General features: G+C 55.2%; 17 protein-coding genes. 16 read left to right on the forward strand and 1 reads right to left on the reverse strand.

The genetic code is table 11. From position 1 onward, the window contains the following. Positions 1 to 103 precede the first annotated feature (103 nt). The 9 genes from pilM to dam all read left to right on the forward strand — a co-directional run bounded on the left by pilM (position 104) and on the right by dam (position 8918). Positions 104 to 1102 (forward strand): type IV pilus biogenesis protein PilM, encoded by a 999-nt coding sequence (pilM, locus tag ABT56_RS05350; protein ID WP_047877834.1) that lies wholly within the window; start codon positions 104 to 106, stop codon positions 1100 to 1102. Beyond that, a complete protein-coding gene (locus tag ABT56_RS05355) occupies positions 1099 to 1683 on the forward strand; it encodes a PilN domain-containing protein (RefSeq protein ID WP_047877835.1) in 585 nt (194 codons plus the stop codon). Before pilM ends, ABT56_RS05355 begins: the two co-directional genes overlap by 4 nt. Continuing rightward, on the forward strand, positions 1676 to 2272 hold the full coding sequence (locus tag ABT56_RS05360) for a type IV pilus inner membrane component PilO (protein WP_047877836.1): 597 nt from the start codon (positions 1676 to 1678) through the stop codon (positions 2270 to 2272). Before ABT56_RS05355 ends, ABT56_RS05360 begins: the two co-directional genes overlap by 8 nt. Beyond that, a complete protein-coding gene (locus tag ABT56_RS05365) occupies positions 2269 to 2802 on the forward strand; it encodes a pilus assembly protein PilP (protein WP_047877837.1) in 534 nt (177 codons plus the stop codon). The genes ABT56_RS05360 and ABT56_RS05365 overlap by 4 nt, the downstream gene beginning before the upstream one ends. Positions 2803 to 2815: 13 nt before the next feature. Then, positions 2816 to 4528 carry a type IV pilus secretin PilQ gene (locus ABT56_RS05370; protein ID WP_084722163.1) on the forward strand — a complete coding sequence of 571 codons (1713 nt, stop codon included), beginning with the start codon at positions 2816 to 2818 and terminating at the stop codon, positions 4526 to 4528. A 210-nt stretch (positions 4529 to 4738) separates the two neighbouring features. Continuing rightward, complete coding sequence (aroK, locus tag ABT56_RS05375) at positions 4739 to 5257, forward strand: shikimate kinase AroK (RefSeq protein ID WP_047877838.1); 519 nt, start codon at positions 4739 to 4741, stop codon at positions 5255 to 5257. Between the two features lie 18 nt (positions 5258 to 5275). After that, positions 5276 to 6355 carry a 3-dehydroquinate synthase gene (gene aroB / locus ABT56_RS05380; protein WP_047877839.1) on the forward strand — a complete coding sequence of 360 codons (1080 nt, stop codon included), beginning with the start codon at positions 5276 to 5278 and terminating at the stop codon, positions 6353 to 6355. An 11-nt stretch (positions 6356 to 6366) separates the two neighbouring features. Further along, a complete protein-coding gene (locus ABT56_RS05385; protein WP_047877840.1) occupies positions 6367 to 7989 on the forward strand; it encodes an AAA family ATPase in 1623 nt (540 codons plus the stop codon). A gap of 104 nt (positions 7990 to 8093) precedes the next feature. After that, positions 8094 to 8918, forward strand: a complete 825-nt coding sequence (gene dam / locus ABT56_RS05390) for an adenine-specific DNA-methyltransferase (RefSeq protein ID WP_047877841.1) — start codon at positions 8094 to 8096, stop codon at positions 8916 to 8918. Positions 8919 to 8938: 20 nt separating this feature from the next. Here the strand turns inward: dam and ABT56_RS05395 are convergent, their stop codons facing one another. After that, positions 8939 to 9154 (reverse strand): DUF2970 domain-containing protein, encoded by a 216-nt coding sequence (locus tag ABT56_RS05395; protein WP_047877842.1) that lies wholly within the window; start codon positions 9152 to 9154, stop codon positions 8939 to 8941. Between the two features lie 168 nt (positions 9155 to 9322). On the opposite strand from ABT56_RS05395, the gene rpe reads away from it, so the two are divergent. From rpe to astD, 7 genes are all read left to right on the forward strand, one after another. Then, positions 9323 to 9997: a ribulose-phosphate 3-epimerase gene (gene rpe, locus ABT56_RS05400; protein ID WP_047877843.1), complete on the forward strand. Its 675-nt coding sequence runs from the start codon at positions 9323 to 9325 to the stop codon at positions 9995 to 9997. Next, on the forward strand, positions 9997 to 10686 hold the full coding sequence (locus tag ABT56_RS05405) for a phosphoglycolate phosphatase (RefSeq protein WP_047877844.1): 690 nt from the start codon (positions 9997 to 9999) through the stop codon (positions 10684 to 10686). The genes rpe and ABT56_RS05405 overlap by 1 nt, the downstream gene beginning before the upstream one ends. 84 nt (positions 10687 to 10770) lie before the next feature. Continuing rightward, on the forward strand, positions 10771 to 11787 hold the full coding sequence (gene trpS / locus ABT56_RS05410; RefSeq protein WP_047877845.1) for a tryptophan--tRNA ligase: 1017 nt from the start codon (positions 10771 to 10773) through the stop codon (positions 11785 to 11787). A 112-nt stretch (positions 11788 to 11899) separates the two neighbouring features. Next, complete coding sequence (locus ABT56_RS05415; protein ID WP_047877846.1) at positions 11900 to 12478, forward strand: aminodeoxychorismate/anthranilate synthase component II; 579 nt, start codon at positions 11900 to 11902, stop codon at positions 12476 to 12478. Positions 12479 to 12897: 419 nt separating this feature from the next. Continuing rightward, the gene (locus ABT56_RS05420) at positions 12898 to 14115 is read left to right on the forward strand and encodes an aspartate aminotransferase family protein (RefSeq protein WP_047877847.1); all 1218 of its coding nucleotides are present in this window, start codon (positions 12898 to 12900) and stop codon (positions 14113 to 14115) included. A 107-nt stretch (positions 14116 to 14222) separates the two neighbouring features. Continuing rightward, on the forward strand, positions 14223 to 15233 hold the full coding sequence (gene astA / locus ABT56_RS05425; protein WP_047877848.1) for an arginine N-succinyltransferase: 1011 nt from the start codon (positions 14223 to 14225) through the stop codon (positions 15231 to 15233). Between the two features lie 10 nt (positions 15234 to 15243). Then, the gene (astD, locus tag ABT56_RS05430) at positions 15244 to 16719 is read left to right on the forward strand and encodes a succinylglutamate-semialdehyde dehydrogenase (protein WP_047877849.1); all 1476 of its coding nucleotides are present in this window, start codon (positions 15244 to 15246) and stop codon (positions 16717 to 16719) included. The last annotated feature ends 76 nt before the right edge of the window (positions 16720 to 16795 follow it).

Here is a 16795-nt window from a genome sequence, read left to right on the forward strand (position 1 = left end):
CCACCAGTAGTATAAAGATAACTTCTGGAAAATTAACGCTCTACCGGGGTGTTTAACTTAAATAATCATTTTGCTATTCCGTCTAGAGGGAGCATAGCACGGTATGTTTCTGAACCCACTAATAATTGGGATTGATATTGGCCATCATAGTATCAAAGCAGTGGCCTTGAGGCAGAAAAAGTCCAAGTTGGAATTGGCTGCCTTTGCAGAGGTGGTGCTGTCGGCGTCGGTGGTTAATGATCAGCATAGCGTGAATGCGCCAGCCTTGTTGTCAGCCGTACGTAAATTAAAAAAAGCAATGCCGCGTGGAGCCAGTAAAACGGTTCTGGCATTACCCGACAGTGCAGTGATCAGCAAAGTCATTCAGCTTGACAGTCACCTCAGTGATGACGAAGCAATGTTTGCCGTTGAGCAAGCATTGAGCGCATCGTCGCCATTCCCTATTGATGAACTACGCATAGACTTTTTCCCATTGGAATCCGGGGGTTTCAAGGAATCAGCTCCCACCCAGCCATTTCAGGTTTTTGCCGCACGTCGTGAGACGGTGGACAGCCGGACTGAAACGCTGCGCAAGGCGCGCCTGTCACCTGAGGTGGTTGAGTTGCAGACCCACGCCTTGCTTTGGCTTGAACAGTATACCCGCGAGCAGACCAAGACCGACGGGTTGTGGGGGGTGATCAATATCGGCCGCCGCTGCACCGAGTTCAGCGTCAAGCCGCAAAATGGGGCGGCCTATCACCGCGAGCTGGCCTTTGGCAGCGAAAGCCTGCCGGGCATGCAGCAGGAGGGGCCGTCGGTGACCGGGGTGTCTGCGGAGCTGGTCGAACAGTTTACCAAGCTGTTGTCTGACAACCTCAAGCGCCAACTACAGCTTTATAACTCTACCCATCCTCGTGCTGCTATGCAGGGAGTATGGTTGAGCGGCGGCGGCCAGCAGTATGTGATGGCAGAGAGCCTTGGCAGAATGCTGGGCATCGACGTCAAGGTGATGGAGCCGCTATCTGGATTTGAATGCAATCCCAAGCTTAGTAGCCAACTGAACGGTCCGATGAGCCAATACGCAGTTGCGGCCGGTCTGGCGATTCGAGGGGGTTCCCAATGATCGCAAAACTTAACCTGATGCCGTGGCGTGATGCACGCAAGAAGCAGCACCAGCAACGCTTCTTCGGCATGCTGTCAGCGGCGATTCTGGTGGCACTGGGCTGTGTCTGGCTGGTGTCTGGCTGGTACAGCCAGCAGCACGAAATTCAGCATGCGCGTAACGGACAGCTGGATCAGGAGCTTACCCGTCTTGAAGATGAGTTGTCGATGCTGCCGGAGCTGGATGCCCAGCGCGACGCTCTGGTCGAGCGCCTGGCGGTTATTGCCGATATTCAAAAAGGCCGCAACCAAGTGACGCGGCTGCTTAGCTTGATGCCGGGCGTGGTTCCGCAAGGGGTCTATCTCGATGAGTTGTCGACGGAAAATAACTGGGTTCAGATCAATGGGATGGGTGAGTCGAACGGGCGACTGGCAACCTTGCTCGGCAATGGTGAGCAGTCCGAATGGATTCGAGATATCGCCATGCACTCGATTGTTGCTGCCAAGGAAGAACCCAAAGAGCGCACTGTGTTCCGCGCGTCTTTTACCTTACTGCCGCCAGAGCTACACAATTTACTAGATCAGGGACAGACAAATGAGTAACTGGCAGGACTTGGAACTGGATGAAATGATGGAGTGGCCGGCTGCCGCTCAGGGGGTCGTTGCAACCTTGGTTGCGATTCTGGTCGCGGCAGCTGGCTATTGGTATTGGCTCTCTCCTATGCAAGATGAGTTGGCCGTACTGAAAAACAAAGAGGCAGAGCTCAAGATGCAGGTTATCCGGCGGGCCAACCAGGTTGCCGCTTTGCCGAAAATCAAAGCACAGATTGAGATTTTGCAAGATCGCTACCAGCAGGTGGTGCGCCAGCTTCCCGAAGAAGACGAGTTGGCCAGCTTGCTTGCTGATGTCAATGATATCGGGGTGCGCAATGGCCTCGAGTTCCATCGCATTGAATGGGCCAAGCGGGTTGAGCATGAGCTCTACCTTGAGCTGCCGATCAGTATCGAGCTGACAGGCGGTTATGAAGACATCGGTCAGTTTGCTGCGGATATTGCGGCTTTGCCTCGGATTGTCCTGCTCAAGGACATAACCCTCGTTCGTGACGAGGAAGATGATACCTTGCTGACACTGAATGTGTCGGCAACGACATTCCGCTTTAAGGCCCCGAAGGCACCTAAGGAGGAGGTATGAAAAGGCAACAGTGGTTTGCTCTGAGTGTCGCCGCCCTTGCCTTGATGGGGTGCCGTGCCAACGAGGACTCAATAGAACAGTTTATCAACACCGCCCATCTTGAGGCGAAGGCCAATGTTGAGCCGCTTGATGCCCAGCCGGTATTTGTGGCTGAGGAGTTTGTGATGACCAGCCCTCGGGTGCCGTTCTTGCAGCCCCGTCCTGAGTTGGCCCAGCAGGCGCGAAATGCCGCCTGTTGGCAGCCGGAGCTGCGCAGTAAGCGGACGCCGCTTGAAGCCTACCCGCTTGAGCAGTTGAGCATGCGGGGGGTTATGGGGCAGGGCAGTAGCTTGTGGGCGTTGATTTATACCCCTGCTGGCAAGTTGGTAAAAGTACGTGAAGGGCACTACCTGGGGGTGAACCAGGGGCGGATTCTCAAAGTTCTGCCGAAGAGTGTTGAAGTTGAAGAAGTATTGCCGGATGGCGAGGGTTGCTGGCTGAAACGCCCGATCAAGCTGACATTGGCAAAACAGGTTAAGCCTACTAGTTAAGAGACAGAGAACTATGACAAGTTATGCGTCCCAAGGAAGGAAATATAGTGTATGGGCCCGGGTCGGCCAAATCGGACTTGCCATTGTGCTGTGGCTTGCTAGCGCAGCCGCCATGGCCTCGGTCTCGAACCATATCCGCGGTCTTGATTTCACCCGTAACTCGGAAGGGAGCGGGGTCTTGATAGTGGATCTTGAGCAATCTCGCTCGGTAGTTGACTTGCGCCGTAACGGCCGCCTGCTGTATGTCGATTTTATCGACACTGATATTGCCGATGACATGCTTTATGTCTTGGATGTGGCTGACTTCGCCACCCAGGTCAAGACAGTTGAATCCCTGCGTACCAAGCGTGGTGTCCGCTTGGTACTGACCATGAGCGGTGACTACTTGTATGATTACAAGAGCAAGAACAACAAGCTCGAGGTGATTGTTGCCAAGAAGGATCGAAGCAAGATTGACACCTCGACTATTTCCTATGACAGCAAGCCAATTTCCATCAACTTCCAAGATGTGCCGGTACGTAACGTTTTGCAGTTGATAGCGGAATATAACGATTTTAACTTGGTGGTATCTGATTCGGTGACCGGCAACCTGACCCTGCGTTTGGATGATGTGCCGTGGAAACAGGTGCTGGATATTATCCTCAAGTCGAAGAACCTCGACAAGCGCGAGCAGGGCTCGGTGGTGATGATTGCGCCGAAAGAAGAGTTGATGCGCAGCGAGCAGGAGCAGTTGGAGGCGCAGCGCAAGGAAGAAGAGCTGGCATCGCTGCAGTCGGAGATCATTACCCTTAACTTTGCCAAGGCGACGGAGCTGGGCGAGTTGCTGGCCGGAGCTGAGGACGGTATTAGTATGCTCTCTGGCCGAGGTTCGCTGCATGTCGATGAGCGGACCAACTCGATTATTATCAATGATATCCCTGAGAACCTGGCCAACGTGCGCGATATCGTGGCGGCATTGGATATTCCGGTCGATCAGGTGCAGATTGAAGCGCGTATCGTGACGGTTGACGAGGGGGATATTGATGAACTCGGCGTGCGTTGGGGGATTTTGAGTACGGACGGTACCAATACCGTCGGCGGCTCGATAGAGAATAACCTGGCATCGGTTGGACTGCTTGACCGCAAGGCTACGGTGGACGAGTTCTTGAACGTTAACCTGGCGGCGACCAGTGCGGGTGCCTCTAGTGTCGCCTTCCAAGTGGCCAAGATGGGCGATGTCCTCTTGGATCTGGAGCTGTCGGCATTGCAGGAGGAGAAAAAAGCCGAGATTATCTCAAGCCCGCGCTTGATGACCACCAACAAGAAGACGGCCTACATCGAGCAGGGTACCGAGATTCCGTACCTTGAAGCGGCATCGAGCGGTGCGGTGTCGGTGAGCTTCAAGAAGGCGGTTTTGAGCCTGATGGTGACACCCCAGATCACTGCCGATGGCAAGTTGGTGTTGGATTTGGTGGTTACCCAGGACAAGGTGGGTGATGTGGTGAAAGCCGGTACTGGCGAAGCGGTGTCGATTGATACCCAGCGAATTGGTACCCAGGTTCTGGTCGACAACGGCGAGACTGTGGTACTGGGCGGGATCTACCAGCATACGCTCAACAACAAGATTCAGAAGATTCCGGTATTGGGGGATATTCCGGTGCTTGGCGCGCTGTTTAGGAGCACAATGGAAAAAATGGGCAAGCGCGAATTGTTGATTTTTGTCACGCCTAAGATTGTCCGTCAGTGAGTTAACCCCTTGTTGTTTTACGTTGAAGGCCCGTTTAAGGGTCTTCTTCGGCAATAAATCCCGTCTAGCTATTGCCAACCCTAGCCCTGTCTTGAGATAATTTTCGGTCTTATCACGAATTAAATGTGAGGAAGTTGGCGCCTCGGGCTTGTTTTCACTTAAGCCTGCGGGCGGTGTCGTTATATTAACCGCGCGTAAATATTGCTAAAAATGGCTGAAAAACGAAATATTTTCCTGGTCGGCCCAATGGGTGCCGGCAAAAGTACTATAGGTAGACACCTTGCACAGCAGTTACATATGGAGTTCTTTGACTCCGATACGGTAATTGAGGACCGCACAGGTGCGGATATCAGCTGGGTATTCGACGTGGAAGGCGAAGAAGGCTTTCGTGTTCGCGAAGAGAAGGTCATTGATGATTTGACCCAGCAGCAAGGTATTGTCCTGGCAACAGGTGGTGGCTCGGTAAAAAGCAAAGAGAGCCGCAATCGCTTGTCTGCCCGTGGTATTGTGGTATACCTTGAAACGACGATTGAGAAGCAGCTTGCTCGTACGCAGCGTGATAAAAAGCGCCCGTTGCTGCAGACCGATACTCCGCGTGAAGTTCTGGAGGAACTTGCACAGGATCGTAATCCACTGTATGAAGAGATCGCCGACTATGTCGTGCGCACTGATGATCAGAGCGCCAAGGTTGTCGCGAACCAAATCATCAAGATGCTTGAAGAGCGCTAATCAACAAGAGAGCTGGCCATGGAACGGATTAACGTCAATCTCGGTGACAGAAGTTACCCAATTTCAATCGGCGCCGGGTTGTTCGATGACCCAGCCCTTTTCTCTGCGGCAATCCCTGCCGGACGACGTGTTGTCGTGGTCAGCAATGTAACGGTAGCCCCGCTGTACGCCGAACAGGTGATCGGGACTATCCGTTCTCTCTCTTGCGATGTTGCTTTGCTCTCCTTGCCTGATGGCGAGCAGTACAAAAGCCTCGAAACCTTCAACCAAATTATGAGCTTTCTGTTGGAAGGCAACTATGGCCGAGATGTGGTTTTGGTTGCCCTTGGCGGTGGGGTGATTGGCGATGTTGTGGGTTTTGCGGCGGCTTGCTACCAGCGCGGTGTGGACTTTGTTCAGGTCCCGACAACGCTGCTGGCGCAGGTTGATTCCTCTGTCGGGGGTAAAACCGCCGTCAACCATCCCCTTGGCAAAAATATGGTAGGTGCGTTCTACCAGCCCAAGGCTGTGATCATCGATAACCAATGCCTACATACCCTGACCGAGCGTGAGTTTGCGGCCGGTATGGCAGAGGTGATTAAATACGGCATTATTGCCGATGGTGAATTTTTCTGCTGGCTTGAGCAGAATATCGAGCGCCTTCAGGCTCTCGATAATGATGCATTGAGCTACGCAATTGGCCGTTGTTGCCAGATCAAAGCTGATGTCGTCGCCGCAGACGAGAAAGAGTCCGGTGTGCGGGCCTTGCTGAATCTCGGCCATACCTTCGGCCATGCCATTGAAGCTGAAATGGGCTACGGCAATTGGCTTCACGGTGAGGCAGTGGCTGCCGGTACTGTCCAGGCTGCCCGAGCTGCACAGATGCTAGGCCGTATCGGCGCGCAGGATGTCGAGCGGATCGTCAGCCTGCTGGAAAAAGCCAAATTGCCAGTTAAGGGGCCTGAGACAATGGATTTTCCGGGCTATCTCAAACATATGATGCGTGACAAAAAAGTGCTCTCTGGCCAGCTGCGCCTGATTTTGCCGACGGCGATCGGCAAGGCGGAATTGGTGGCTGGTGTGGAAGAAGATATTTTGCGCCGCGCCATCAGCGACTAACTCAGTAGCCCATGAACACAGATATGCATACGCAGGCGCTGGATCTGGATTCTCAGACCCAGCTTCTCTCTCGTCTCCAGTTCCTTACCCGCTTTAGCTCCAATCTTATCCATATCACAGGTGCTGCCGGTGCCGGCAAGACCTGGCTCTCCCAGCGTTACCTCGAAGCATGGGCAGGCGCTCGGCAGCAGGCGCTTTTGCTTTGCCACGCCAGCCAGACAGCCAGCCAGCAACGCGCCTATCTGTTGCAACAGTTGGCACCGAAGGCGGTGTTTAATGATCAGGACCCGTTAGGACAAACCCTCGAGCGTATTTTCGCTGGCGAGCGGGTTGATATGTTGTTGGTGGTTGATGATGCTCACCTGCTCAGCCCAGTACTGGTTGCAGAGCTTTGGGATTGGCATCAGCAAACACAGGCGAACCGTGGTTCGCAGGTGAATGTATTGCTGTTTAGTCTCCCTGGGCGTTTGGACAGCAGTAATGACCAGACTACTGCGGCGAAGGAAATACACCCGATCGAGGTGGATATCTCGGCATTGGATGAACAGGAATCGCTGTTGTTTGTGGAGCGGGCTTTGGGATTACAACTCGATGCTGCCGCCCGGCGTTGGTACCGTGAGCAACTCGGGGGACGGGACGGGAATCTGCCCGGGGATCTGGTGAAGATGCAGTACAGCGATGATACGGCAACAGCCGGGTATCGATTTTCGCCGAAGGCGGCCCTGGCTCTTGGTGGGGCGGCAGCCCTGCTTGGCCTGGGATGGTGGCTGTGGTCAGCGGAGCCCGCTCCGTCCCCAGCGCCAGTTGTCAGCGGTGGGATTAACCAGCAGCAATTGGATCAGGCCTTGGTTGCCGCCGATGCGAAGACGGTGTCGGGCAATACGGATCTGCCCGCGTCGGGTATCTACGATGACAGTGCGAGTCTGCCACCAGAAGTGATGCTGGAAGGGCAGACGGTTGGCCGCAAGGACAGCCCCCCTCGTGTTGTCGTGCCTTCGGCGGTTGTCGATGCCATGCTCGATGAGCAGGCTGTGGGTGGATCCGGTGAGAATGCCGTAGTGGCAAGGCAGGATCTGCTGCAGCCCGTATTGCCCGAAGGCAAGCCGGTGCTTGAACCGAAAAGCGCCGAGGAAAAACGTGAACCGGTGCCGGTAGTTGCTCCGGAACTAAAGCCCGAGCCCAAAGCGAAGCCTGAGGCCCAAACGGTAACGAAGCCGCCGGTCGTGCCGAAACAAGCGGCAGCAGAGACGAAGCGGCCAACGGCCAAGCCGGTCCCTGAGGTTAAAGCCGCGCCGAAAACGCCACCGGCGGATAAGTCAAAAGCCAGAGCGAAAGCTGAGCTGGGGGCGACGTTGCGCCAGTACCCGCCGCAGCATTATGCCTTGCAGCTTGCCGCAGTACGCTCGTTGCAGGCGGCCGAGGAGTTTTTGGCAGATTACGACATGGCGGGGAAAGCAACGGTATATCGGACCCTGCGTAGTGGTGAGCCGTGGTTTATTATCGTGACAGGCAACTATCGCAATGTTGCCGCAGCCCGCGAGGCAGAGGATTCGCTGCCAGCTCGGGTTCAGGCTGTTCAACCGTGGGCGAAGTCATTCCGCCAAATTCAGCTTGAAATGGATCGCGTCAAATAACGTTCATAGTGGGAGATATTTCCGGGATTTCGGTATCAGAGGCAGCATGAATGGTGTACAATCCGCCACCTTTCGTTACAAAGTAGGTATTGGTGGTTAGCCGAATGAAGAAGCATCGTGCATTCCTGAAATGGGCTGGGGGAAAATACTCTCTGGTTGAGGACATCAAGCGCCACTTGCCTCCTGCACGTAAATTGGTAGAGCCGTTCGTTGGTGCGGGCTCGGTATTTTTGAATACCGATTATGAGCAGTACCTACTGGCAGATATCAACCCGGATCTGATCAACCTTTACAACATCATTAAAGAGCAGCCGGAGCAGTTTGTCCGTGATGCCAAGGCGTTGTTTACGGCTGAATTCAACCAAAAGGGTGCCTACCTCGATATTCGCGAGGCATTCAATAAGACCCAGGACCCTTATCAGCGCTCGCTGTATTTCCTGTATATGAACCGCCACGGTTTTAACGGTTTGTGCCGTTACAACAAGAAAGGTGGGTTCAATGTACCGTTCGGCTCGTACAAGAAACCGTACTTCCCTGAAGACGAAATGTATTTCTTTGCCGAGAAGGCCAAGCGCGCGACGTTTGTCTGCGAGGGGTACCAGCAGACGTTTTCTCGGGCTCGTAAGGGGAGTGTGGTGTACTGTGATCCACCGTACGCACCATTGTCCACCACGGCCAATTTTACCTCTTATGCCGGTAACGGTTTTAGTCTGGATGATCAGGCGGCTTTGGCTGATGTGGCCGAGCGGGCAGCCGTAGAGCGGGGGATCCCCGTGCTTATTTCAAACCACGATACGACCCTGACCCGTCGGCTGTACCACGGTGCCGAGCTCTCGGTAGTGAGGGTCAAGCGCACGATCAGCCGCAATGGCGGTAGCCGCAACAAGGTGGATGAGCTGTTGGCCCTGTTTCCGGCCCAGCCAGACTGATTATTCAGCCGCGGTGACGCCTAGCCGGCGATCCAGCGACTAATTGCGATCAGTATTCCCACGAAGATAACGATAGCCAGTGCCCCCGTGACAATGAACGGTAGGGCGCTAGGCTGTTTGAAATCTGTTTTCCTGCATGCTTCGGATTGTACGCCCAATAGCGCGCCCGCCACGCTCTTTATTAGGTTGGGCTTCGGTGGCTGCTTGCCCCCGCCGCTAGGTGATGGTTTGGTCATCCTCCGTTACCTGCTCCTCTCTGTTTTCCCGTTGTGCCAGGCCTCTCCTTTTCCTAGTGTAGCCCGTAGATAGGGCGGCAAATCCGGTAAGACAATATTGTTCTGATCGGGTAGAATTGCGCCGATTTTCCAATAATCGTTTCCGTAAGTACCGTATAGAGGCTGAACATGAAGGATTTTTTGATCGCTCCATCTATCTTGTCTGCAGACTTTGCCCGTTTGGGTGAGGATGTCGCGAAAGTACTGGCAGCGGGTGCCGATGTTGTGCACTTTGATGTGATGGACAACCACTTCGTACCGAACCTGACATTTGGTGCGCCGGTGTGTCAGGCCCTGCGTGACTACGGGATCACCGCGCCGATTGACGTGCACCTGATGGTCAAGCCTGTTGACCGTATCATTCCGGATTTCGCCAAGGCCGGTGCAACCATGATCACCGTCCATGTTGAAGCGACGGATCACCTTGACCGTACCCTGCAACTCATCAAAGAGTGCGGCTGCCAGGCGGGTGTCGTGTTCAACCCGGCAACACCGCTTCATCACCTGGACTACGTGATGGACAAGATTGACATGATTTTGCTGATGTCGGTCAACCCGGGCTTCGGTGGCCAGTCGTTTATCCCGTCAACCCTCGACAAGCTACGCGAGGTGCGCAAGCGCATTGACGAGTCAGGCCGTGCGATTCGCCTAGAGATTGACGGCGGCGTCAAAGCCGACAACATCCGTGAAATCGCCGAGGCCGGTGCGGATATGTTTGTCGCAGGCTCTGCGATTTTCAGCCAGCCTGACTACAAGGTGGAAATCGACAAGATGCGTGCCGAGCTGGCGAAGGTTGAGCGATAATGGTGGCGCTACAAGACATTAAGTTTGTTGCTTTCGATCTTGACGGTACGCTGCTAGACAGCGTGCCTGATTTGGCGCTGGCAGCGGACCAAACCATGCAAGCCCTCGGCCTTCCCGGGGTGACCCTAGAGCAGGTGACGACCTGGATTGGCAATGGTGCGGATATTCTGATTGGCCGCTGCTTAAGCCGAGATATGGACGTGTCCCCCGATCTCGATCCGCTGCTTCATCAGGAGGCGCGCCGTTTGTTCGATCGCTTCTACGATGAAGGCGGCCATCGCCAAAGTGCGCTTTATCCGGGGGTGCTTGAGACCCTCGCTGCAATGCACCGTGCCGGGATCCCAATGGCGATTGTTACCAATAAGCCGTCCCAGTTTGTGCCTCATCTGCTAGAGGAGCACAAGATTGCCGAGTATTTCGTCGATGTGATTGGTGGCGATACCTTCCCGCAACGAAAGCCCGATCCTTGTGCTCTGCATTGGCTGATGGAAAAACACCAGCTGGCAAGCCACGAGCTGCTGATGGTCGGGGATTCGCGCAATGACATTCTGGCTGCCAAGGCGGCCTCGTGTTATGTTGTTGGCTTGACCTACGGTTACAACTACGGCCAGCCAATCAGTGCCAGCGATCCAGATATTGTGCTGGATCACTTCAGTGATCTGGCAGAAGTGGTTAGACTAGGCAGCTAGTACATCCGGCCCTGCCGGTTAGCGTTGAATTTCAGGCAGCGGCGAAGGCCGCTGCTTCCCTGAGTGACATAGGAACATCACATCATGACTAAACCCATTGTATTGAGCGGCGTGCAGCCTTCTGGCGAATTGAGTATCGGTAACTATCTGGGTGCGCTGCGTCAGTGGGAACAGATGCAGGATGATTACGATTGCCAGTACTGTGTGGTGGACTTGCACGCAATCACTGTGCGCCAAGACCCTAAAGCACTGTACGAAGCGACCTTGGACGCGTTGTCTGTGTGTCTGGCTGTGGGGGTAGACCCGAAGAAGAGCACCCTTTTCATTCAGTCACATGTCCCTGAGCATGCCCAGCTGGGCTGGTTGCTGAACTGCTACACCCAGATGGGTGAGCTAAGTCGTATGACCCAGTTCAAAGATAAGTCCGCGCGTTACGCGAACGATGTGAACGCCGGCCTGTTCGATTACCCGGTACTGATGGCGGCGGATATCCTGCTATACGGCGCACACCAAGTGCCTGTCGGCAACGACCAGAAGCAGCACCTTGAGCTGGCCCGTGATATCGCGACCCGTTTCAACAACATCTATTCGCCTGAGCAGCCGATCTTCACCATCCCCGAGCCATACATCCCAACGGTGAATGCCCGTGTGATGAGTCTGCAGGACGCAACCAAGAAGATGTCGAAGTCGGACGACAACCGCAAGAACGTGATTACCCTGTTGGAAGAGCCTAAGTCGATCATCAAGAAGATCAACAAGGCCCAGACCGATGCGGAAACACCACCGCGTATTGCCCATGATATCGAGAATAAGGCCGGTATCTCTAACCTGATGGGCCTGTACTCGGCGGCAACAGGTATGAGCTTTGCCGAAATCGAAGCCAAGTATGCCGGCGTTGAGATGTACGGCCCGTTCAAGAAAGACGTTGGCGAAGCTATTGTGGCGATGCTTGAACCTATTCAGGCTGAATACCACCGTGTTCGTGCCGACCGCGCCTACCTCGATGAGGTGATGAAGACGGGTGCCGAGAAAGCGTCTGCACGCGCGGCAGAGACCCTCAAGAAAGCCTACGCGGCAGTGGGTTTCGTTGCTCGCCCGTAAGCGTTGCAGTGTATTGGAAAACCGGCTTCGGCCGGTTTTTTTTCGTCTGGACTTGCCTTTCCTCACTCTAGCGGCAAAATAGCCGCTGACTTTTCAGGGAGTGGACTGACCCATGCTATTGATGATCGACAATTACGATTCCTTTACCTATAACCTGTACCAGTACTTTTGCGAATTGGGGGCTGAGGTCAAGGTGGTGCGTAATGACGAGATTGATCTGGCCGGGATAGAGGCCCTGGCACCGAGCCATCTGGTTATTTCTCCCGGGCCGTGCACTCCTGACGATGCCGGGATTTCACTGGCGGCGATCCGCCATTTCGCGGGTAAGTTGCCGATCCTCGGGGTATGCCTTGGCCACCAGTCACTTGCCCAGGTTTTCGGGGGGGAGGTGGTGCGTGCCCGTCAGGCGATGCATGGCAAGACCTCGCCGGTTGTCCATACTGGGAAAGGCGTATTTTCCGGCCTTAACCAGCCATTGACGGTGACCCGATATCATTCGCTGGTGGTGCGTGCCGAGAGCTTGCCGGATTGTTTTGAGGTGACGGCCTGGACCGAGCGTGACGGCGAGTTTGATGAGATTATGGGTATAGCCCACAAGAGCCTGCCGATCGAGGGGGTGCAGTTCCACCCTGAGAGTATCCTGACCGAGCAGGGTCACCAGCTGCTGGCTAATTTCCTCCATCGCCACTGATCCCCGCGCTAACTGCGTTTTCCCCTCGTCATTCACCGGCGGTGTGCTGTGCCGCCGGTTGGCCGTAGCCTCGCCCTGTTTATTTGTCACTTATCTCTTTGTCCCCCCGGTATATTTAGCGCATTTATGCCGATCCCCTCTGGTTAAATCGCGATCGCGGTCAATTATTTAACATTTAACCAACCTCTAAGTGCAGGAAAGATTATGCAGTCGGAGAACGGTTAGCTGTTGTTTCCTTGCAGGAAAAACAGTATTCCTCACGAAGTGCTTAATAACTTTTCTGTAATATCGCATAAATATACCTATGTTGTTGTGTTGGCCAGATACCAGCCAGAGAGAAAAACATTTTCTGCTATTGGAAATGGTTAATAAAATGTAAATACTATGCTTAGGGCAAGCTTTATAGAAGGATTATGACTATGGCAAAGGAACAGAAAGTCGATCGTCAGGTATTCGATGAGGTCATGGTGCCCTGCTATGCACCGATGCAGATGATCCCTGTGCGTGGTGAGGGATCTCGGGTCTGGGATCAGGATGGGCGGGAGTATATCGATTTTGCTGGCGGGATTGCGGTTAGCTGCCTTGGCCACTGCCAACCGGTGATGGTAAGCGCTCTTACCGAGCAGGCGGGGAAGCTATGGCACCTGAGTAATGTCATGACCAACGAACCGGCGTTGCGTCTGGCCCGTCTGCTGACCGAGCACAGCTTTGCCGACAAGGTGTTCTTTGCCAATTCGGGGGCTGAAGCGAACGAAGCGGCACTTAAACTGGCACGTCGTTATGCCGCAGATCAATTTGGCCCTGAGAAGTCGGAGATCATCGCTTTCCATCAGGGGTTCCACGGTCGTACTTTCTTTACGGTCACCGTTGGGGGGCAGACGGCTTATTCGGATGGTTTTGGACCCAAGCCAGGGGATGTCACTCACCTTGCCTACAATGACCTCGAAGGGCTGGCAGCCCATATCTCTGACCGTACCTGTGCGGTGATGATGGAGCCGCTGCAGGGCGAGGGGGGGATCATTTCACCGACGTCTGAATTTGTTCAGGGGGTTCGGGAGCTGTGTGACAAGTACAGGGCACTGCTGATTTTTGATGAGGTGCAAACAGGTAATGGCCGTACCGGCAGTTTCTATGCCTATCAGGATCTCGGGGTAGAGCCGGATATTCTCAGTACCGCCAAGTCTCTGGGCGCTGGCTTTCCGATCGGGGCGATGTTGACGACGGACTCCTTGGCCAAGCACCTCAAAGTGGGGACGCACGGTTCGACATATGGCGGCAATCCGCTGGCATGTGCTGTCGCCGAGGCCGTGGTGGGCGAGGTGACCAAGCCAGAAGTGCTGGCTGGGGTCAAAGAACGCGAGCATTGGTTTCGCGATGCCCTGATGGCTATCAATGCCAAATACCCAATTTTCGACGAAGTACGCGGCAAGGGGCTGCTGCTCGGAGCCGCGCTTAACAGCGAGTGGCAGGGGCGAGCAAGGGATATATTGGTCGCTGCCGGCGAAGAAGGGCTGCTGGTACTGGTCGCGGGCGCTAACGTTGTTCGTTTCACGCCGTCACTTGTTATTAGTCGGGAGGAGTTTGACTGCGGGATGACTCGCTTCGAGCAGGCCGTCGCCAAGCTTTACTTATCGTGAGAATCGTTGGCTAGTCGATACTGCGGCCGGTTGTGCCGTAGGGGCCCGGTTAGGCCGGGAGGGGATGAGGGACAGCTTGCGCTGCTATAGCATTAGGAGGGAGTTCGATGCTGGTTATACGTCCGATTACAATGGCTGATTTGCCTGCGCTTTTGGCCTGTGCCGAGGAGTCCGGCCACGGGTTTACATCGCTTCCGGTCAACGAGGAGATTTTGGCCGGTCGAATAGCCCATTCCGAGGAGAGCTTTGCCAAATCGGTATCTACACCGGGGACGGAAGGCTATCTTATGGTCGCCGAGGATACCAAGACCGGCGAGGTGGCCGGCACAACGGCTATCGAGGCGGCAATAGGGCTCGACAATCCGTTTTATACCTATCACCTCAGTACCGTCGTTCATTCGTCGCGCCGGCTCAATGTCCATAATGTCGTCAAGGTCCTGACTTTTGGCAATGATTACACCGGGGTCAGTGAGCTTTGCACTCTGTTCCTTCGATCGCAATGGCGCGAGGGGCTCAATGGCAGGTTGCTGTCGAAATGCCGTTTTCTGATGATGGCGCAGCATTCGGCCCGTTTCGACAAGACGGTGATCGCCGAAATGCGGGGTGTCTCCGACGATGACGGCAACTCGCCGTTCTGGGACTGGCTCAAGGAGCATTTCTTCTCGATAGACTTCACTTTGGCCGATTACCTGACGGGGATTGGCAAAAAAGGGTTTATTGCCGACTTGATGCCCAAGCTGCCGATCTACGTCAACCTGCTTAGCCCCGAGGCGCAGGCGGTGATTGGCCATGTTCATGAAAAGACCCGCCCGGCACTCCACCTGCTCGAGCAAGAGGGATTTACCTGCCGTGGTTATGTCGACATCTTTGACGCGGGCCCGACCGTGGAGTGCGATATTCGCAATATAGAGTCGGTTCGCCACTCCCGTCTATGCCGGGTGGAGATCGGCCAGCCGCAAGGCGGTATTGATGCCATTGTTGCCAATACGTCATTTGAGGGATTCCGGGCGGTGGCTGGTGAGGTGGATGTTTTGCGTGATGCGGCCGTGGTGACAATTGAGATGGCCGAGGCCCTGCAGGTTAAGCAGGGCGATCTGGTTCGTCTGATTACCCAGTAAGGAGAAAAGTATGTCCCAATGGAACGAAGGACGTTTATGGATTGCGGGCCAATGGCTGGATGGCCGCGGCGAGACGCTGGCTTCTTTTAATCCCTATACCGGAGAGTCGATTTGGCAAGGGGCGGCGGCAAGTGTGGAGCAGGTTGAGCTGGCCGTTGCCGCTGCGCGCGAGGCATTCCCTTCTTGGCGTAGGCTGAACTTGGAAAACCGTCAGGAAATCGTGGAGTGCTTTGGCCGTTTGGTGACGGAGCACAGCGAGGCGTTGGCAGAGGTGATTGCCGAGGAAACGGGTAAGCCCTTGTGGGAAACCCGTACTGAGGTGTCGGCGATGGCGGGCAAGGTGGCGGTTTCGCTGCGTGCCTACCATGAACGTGCCGGCAGTACGCGGCGTGATATCGCAGGTGGGCAGGCTGTCCTGCGTCACCGGCCGTTGGGGGTAATGGCGGTATTCGGGCCGTATAATTTCCCCGGCCACCTGCCGAACGGCCATATTATCCCGGCCCTGCTGGCCGGTAATACGGTGGTTTTCAAGCCCTCAGAGCTTACCCCGAAGGTGGCTGAACGTGTCATGCGGCTGTGGCAGTTGGCGGGGCTGCCTGATGGGGTGATCAATTTGGTACAGGGGGCAAGGCAGGTTGGCGAGGCCCTGGCGGCCAGCCGTGGTATCGACGGGCTGTTGTTTACCGGCAGTGCCCATACTGGCCACCTGTTGCACCGCCAGTTTGCCGGCCAGCCAGGCAAGATGCTGGCGTTGGAAATGGGGGGCAACAATCCGTTGGTTGTCTCTGAATTTTGTGGCGAGCTCGATGCCACTGTCTACACTATTATTCAGTCGGCCTTTCTCAGTGCCGGGCAGCGTTGCACTTGTGCTCGCCGCCTTTATCTTCCTCGTGGGGAGGTCGGTGATGCCCTGCTTGAGCGGCTGGTCGCTGTCGCGTCCCAGTTGCGGGTTGGCGGGCCGTTTGATCATCCGGCGCCGTTTATGGGGCCGCAGATTTCCGATCAGGCTGCCGATGCGATTGTCCGTACCCAGTCCGATCTTGAGAATTTGGGGGGCAAAACCCTGCTACGTTCAACCCGCGGGCAAGGGGCGGTTGTGACGCCGGGTATTATCGATGTGAGTGCTATTGCCACCCTGCCTGATGAGGAATACTTCGGCCCGCTGTTGCAAGTTGCCCGTTATCGTAATTTGGCCGATGCCGTCGCTATGGCCAATGACACCCGCTATGGGCTGTCTGCCGGTTTGATATCGACGGATGACGGCGAATGGCAGTATTTTGTCGAGCATATCCGGGCCGGGATCGTTAACCGCAACCGGCCGTTGACTGGGGCGAGTGGCGATGCGCCGTTTGGTGGCCCCGGCGCATCTGGCAACCTGCGTCCCAGTGCCTACTATGCCGCCGACTATTGTGCCTATCCGATGGCTACGCTTGAGGGCGGGCAGGCAGAATTGCCCGACAAGTTGGCGCCGGGTATCGTTTTTTAGAGTGCGTTCTGTAACCAGCGCGAGTTACCACGAGAGCGTTGATTCCCCTCGAACCGACTAGCGTGAGGATATCATC

The sequence above is a fragment of the Photobacterium aquae genome, from assembly GCF_001029445.1.
Lineage (GTDB): Bacteria > Pseudomonadota > Gammaproteobacteria > Enterobacterales > Vibrionaceae > Photobacterium > Photobacterium aquae.

Excerpts from the sequence above, each read along its gene's own strand:
- pilM (WP_047877834.1), top strand. The coding sequence starts at position 104 with ATGTTTCTGAACCCACTAATAATTGGGATTGATATTGGCCATCATAGT.
- ABT56_RS05355 (WP_047877835.1), top strand. The coding sequence starts at position 1,099 with ATGATCGCAAAACTTAACCTGATGCCGTGGCGTGATGCACGCAAGAAG.
- ABT56_RS05360 (WP_047877836.1), top strand. The coding sequence starts at position 1,676 with ATGAGTAACTGGCAGGACTTGGAACTGGATGAAATGATGGAGTGGCCG.
- ABT56_RS05365 (WP_047877837.1), top strand. The coding sequence starts at position 2,269 with ATGAAAAGGCAACAGTGGTTTGCTCTGAGTGTCGCCGCCCTTGCCTTG.
- ABT56_RS05370 (WP_084722163.1), top strand. The coding sequence starts at position 2,816 with ATGACAAGTTATGCGTCCCAAGGAAGGAAATATAGTGTATGGGCCCGG.
- aroK (WP_047877838.1), top strand. The coding sequence starts at position 4,739 with ATGGCTGAAAAACGAAATATTTTCCTGGTCGGCCCAATGGGTGCCGGC.
- aroB (WP_047877839.1), top strand. The coding sequence starts at position 5,276 with ATGGAACGGATTAACGTCAATCTCGGTGACAGAAGTTACCCAATTTCA.
- ABT56_RS05385 (WP_047877840.1), top strand. The coding sequence starts at position 6,367 with ATGAACACAGATATGCATACGCAGGCGCTGGATCTGGATTCTCAGACC.
- dam (WP_047877841.1), top strand. The coding sequence starts at position 8,094 with ATGAAGAAGCATCGTGCATTCCTGAAATGGGCTGGGGGAAAATACTCT.
- ABT56_RS05395 (WP_047877842.1), bottom strand. The coding sequence starts at position 9,154 with ATGACCAAACCATCACCTAGCGGCGGGGGCAAGCAGCCACCGAAGCCC.
- rpe (WP_047877843.1), top strand. The coding sequence starts at position 9,323 with ATGAAGGATTTTTTGATCGCTCCATCTATCTTGTCTGCAGACTTTGCC.
- ABT56_RS05405 (WP_047877844.1), top strand. The coding sequence starts at position 9,997 with ATGGTGGCGCTACAAGACATTAAGTTTGTTGCTTTCGATCTTGACGGT.
- trpS (WP_047877845.1), top strand. The coding sequence starts at position 10,771 with ATGACTAAACCCATTGTATTGAGCGGCGTGCAGCCTTCTGGCGAATTG.
- ABT56_RS05415 (WP_047877846.1), top strand. The coding sequence starts at position 11,900 with ATGCTATTGATGATCGACAATTACGATTCCTTTACCTATAACCTGTAC.
- ABT56_RS05420 (WP_047877847.1), top strand. The coding sequence starts at position 12,898 with ATGGCAAAGGAACAGAAAGTCGATCGTCAGGTATTCGATGAGGTCATG.
- astA (WP_047877848.1), top strand. The coding sequence starts at position 14,223 with ATGCTGGTTATACGTCCGATTACAATGGCTGATTTGCCTGCGCTTTTG.
- astD (WP_047877849.1), top strand. The coding sequence starts at position 15,244 with ATGTCCCAATGGAACGAAGGACGTTTATGGATTGCGGGCCAATGGCTG.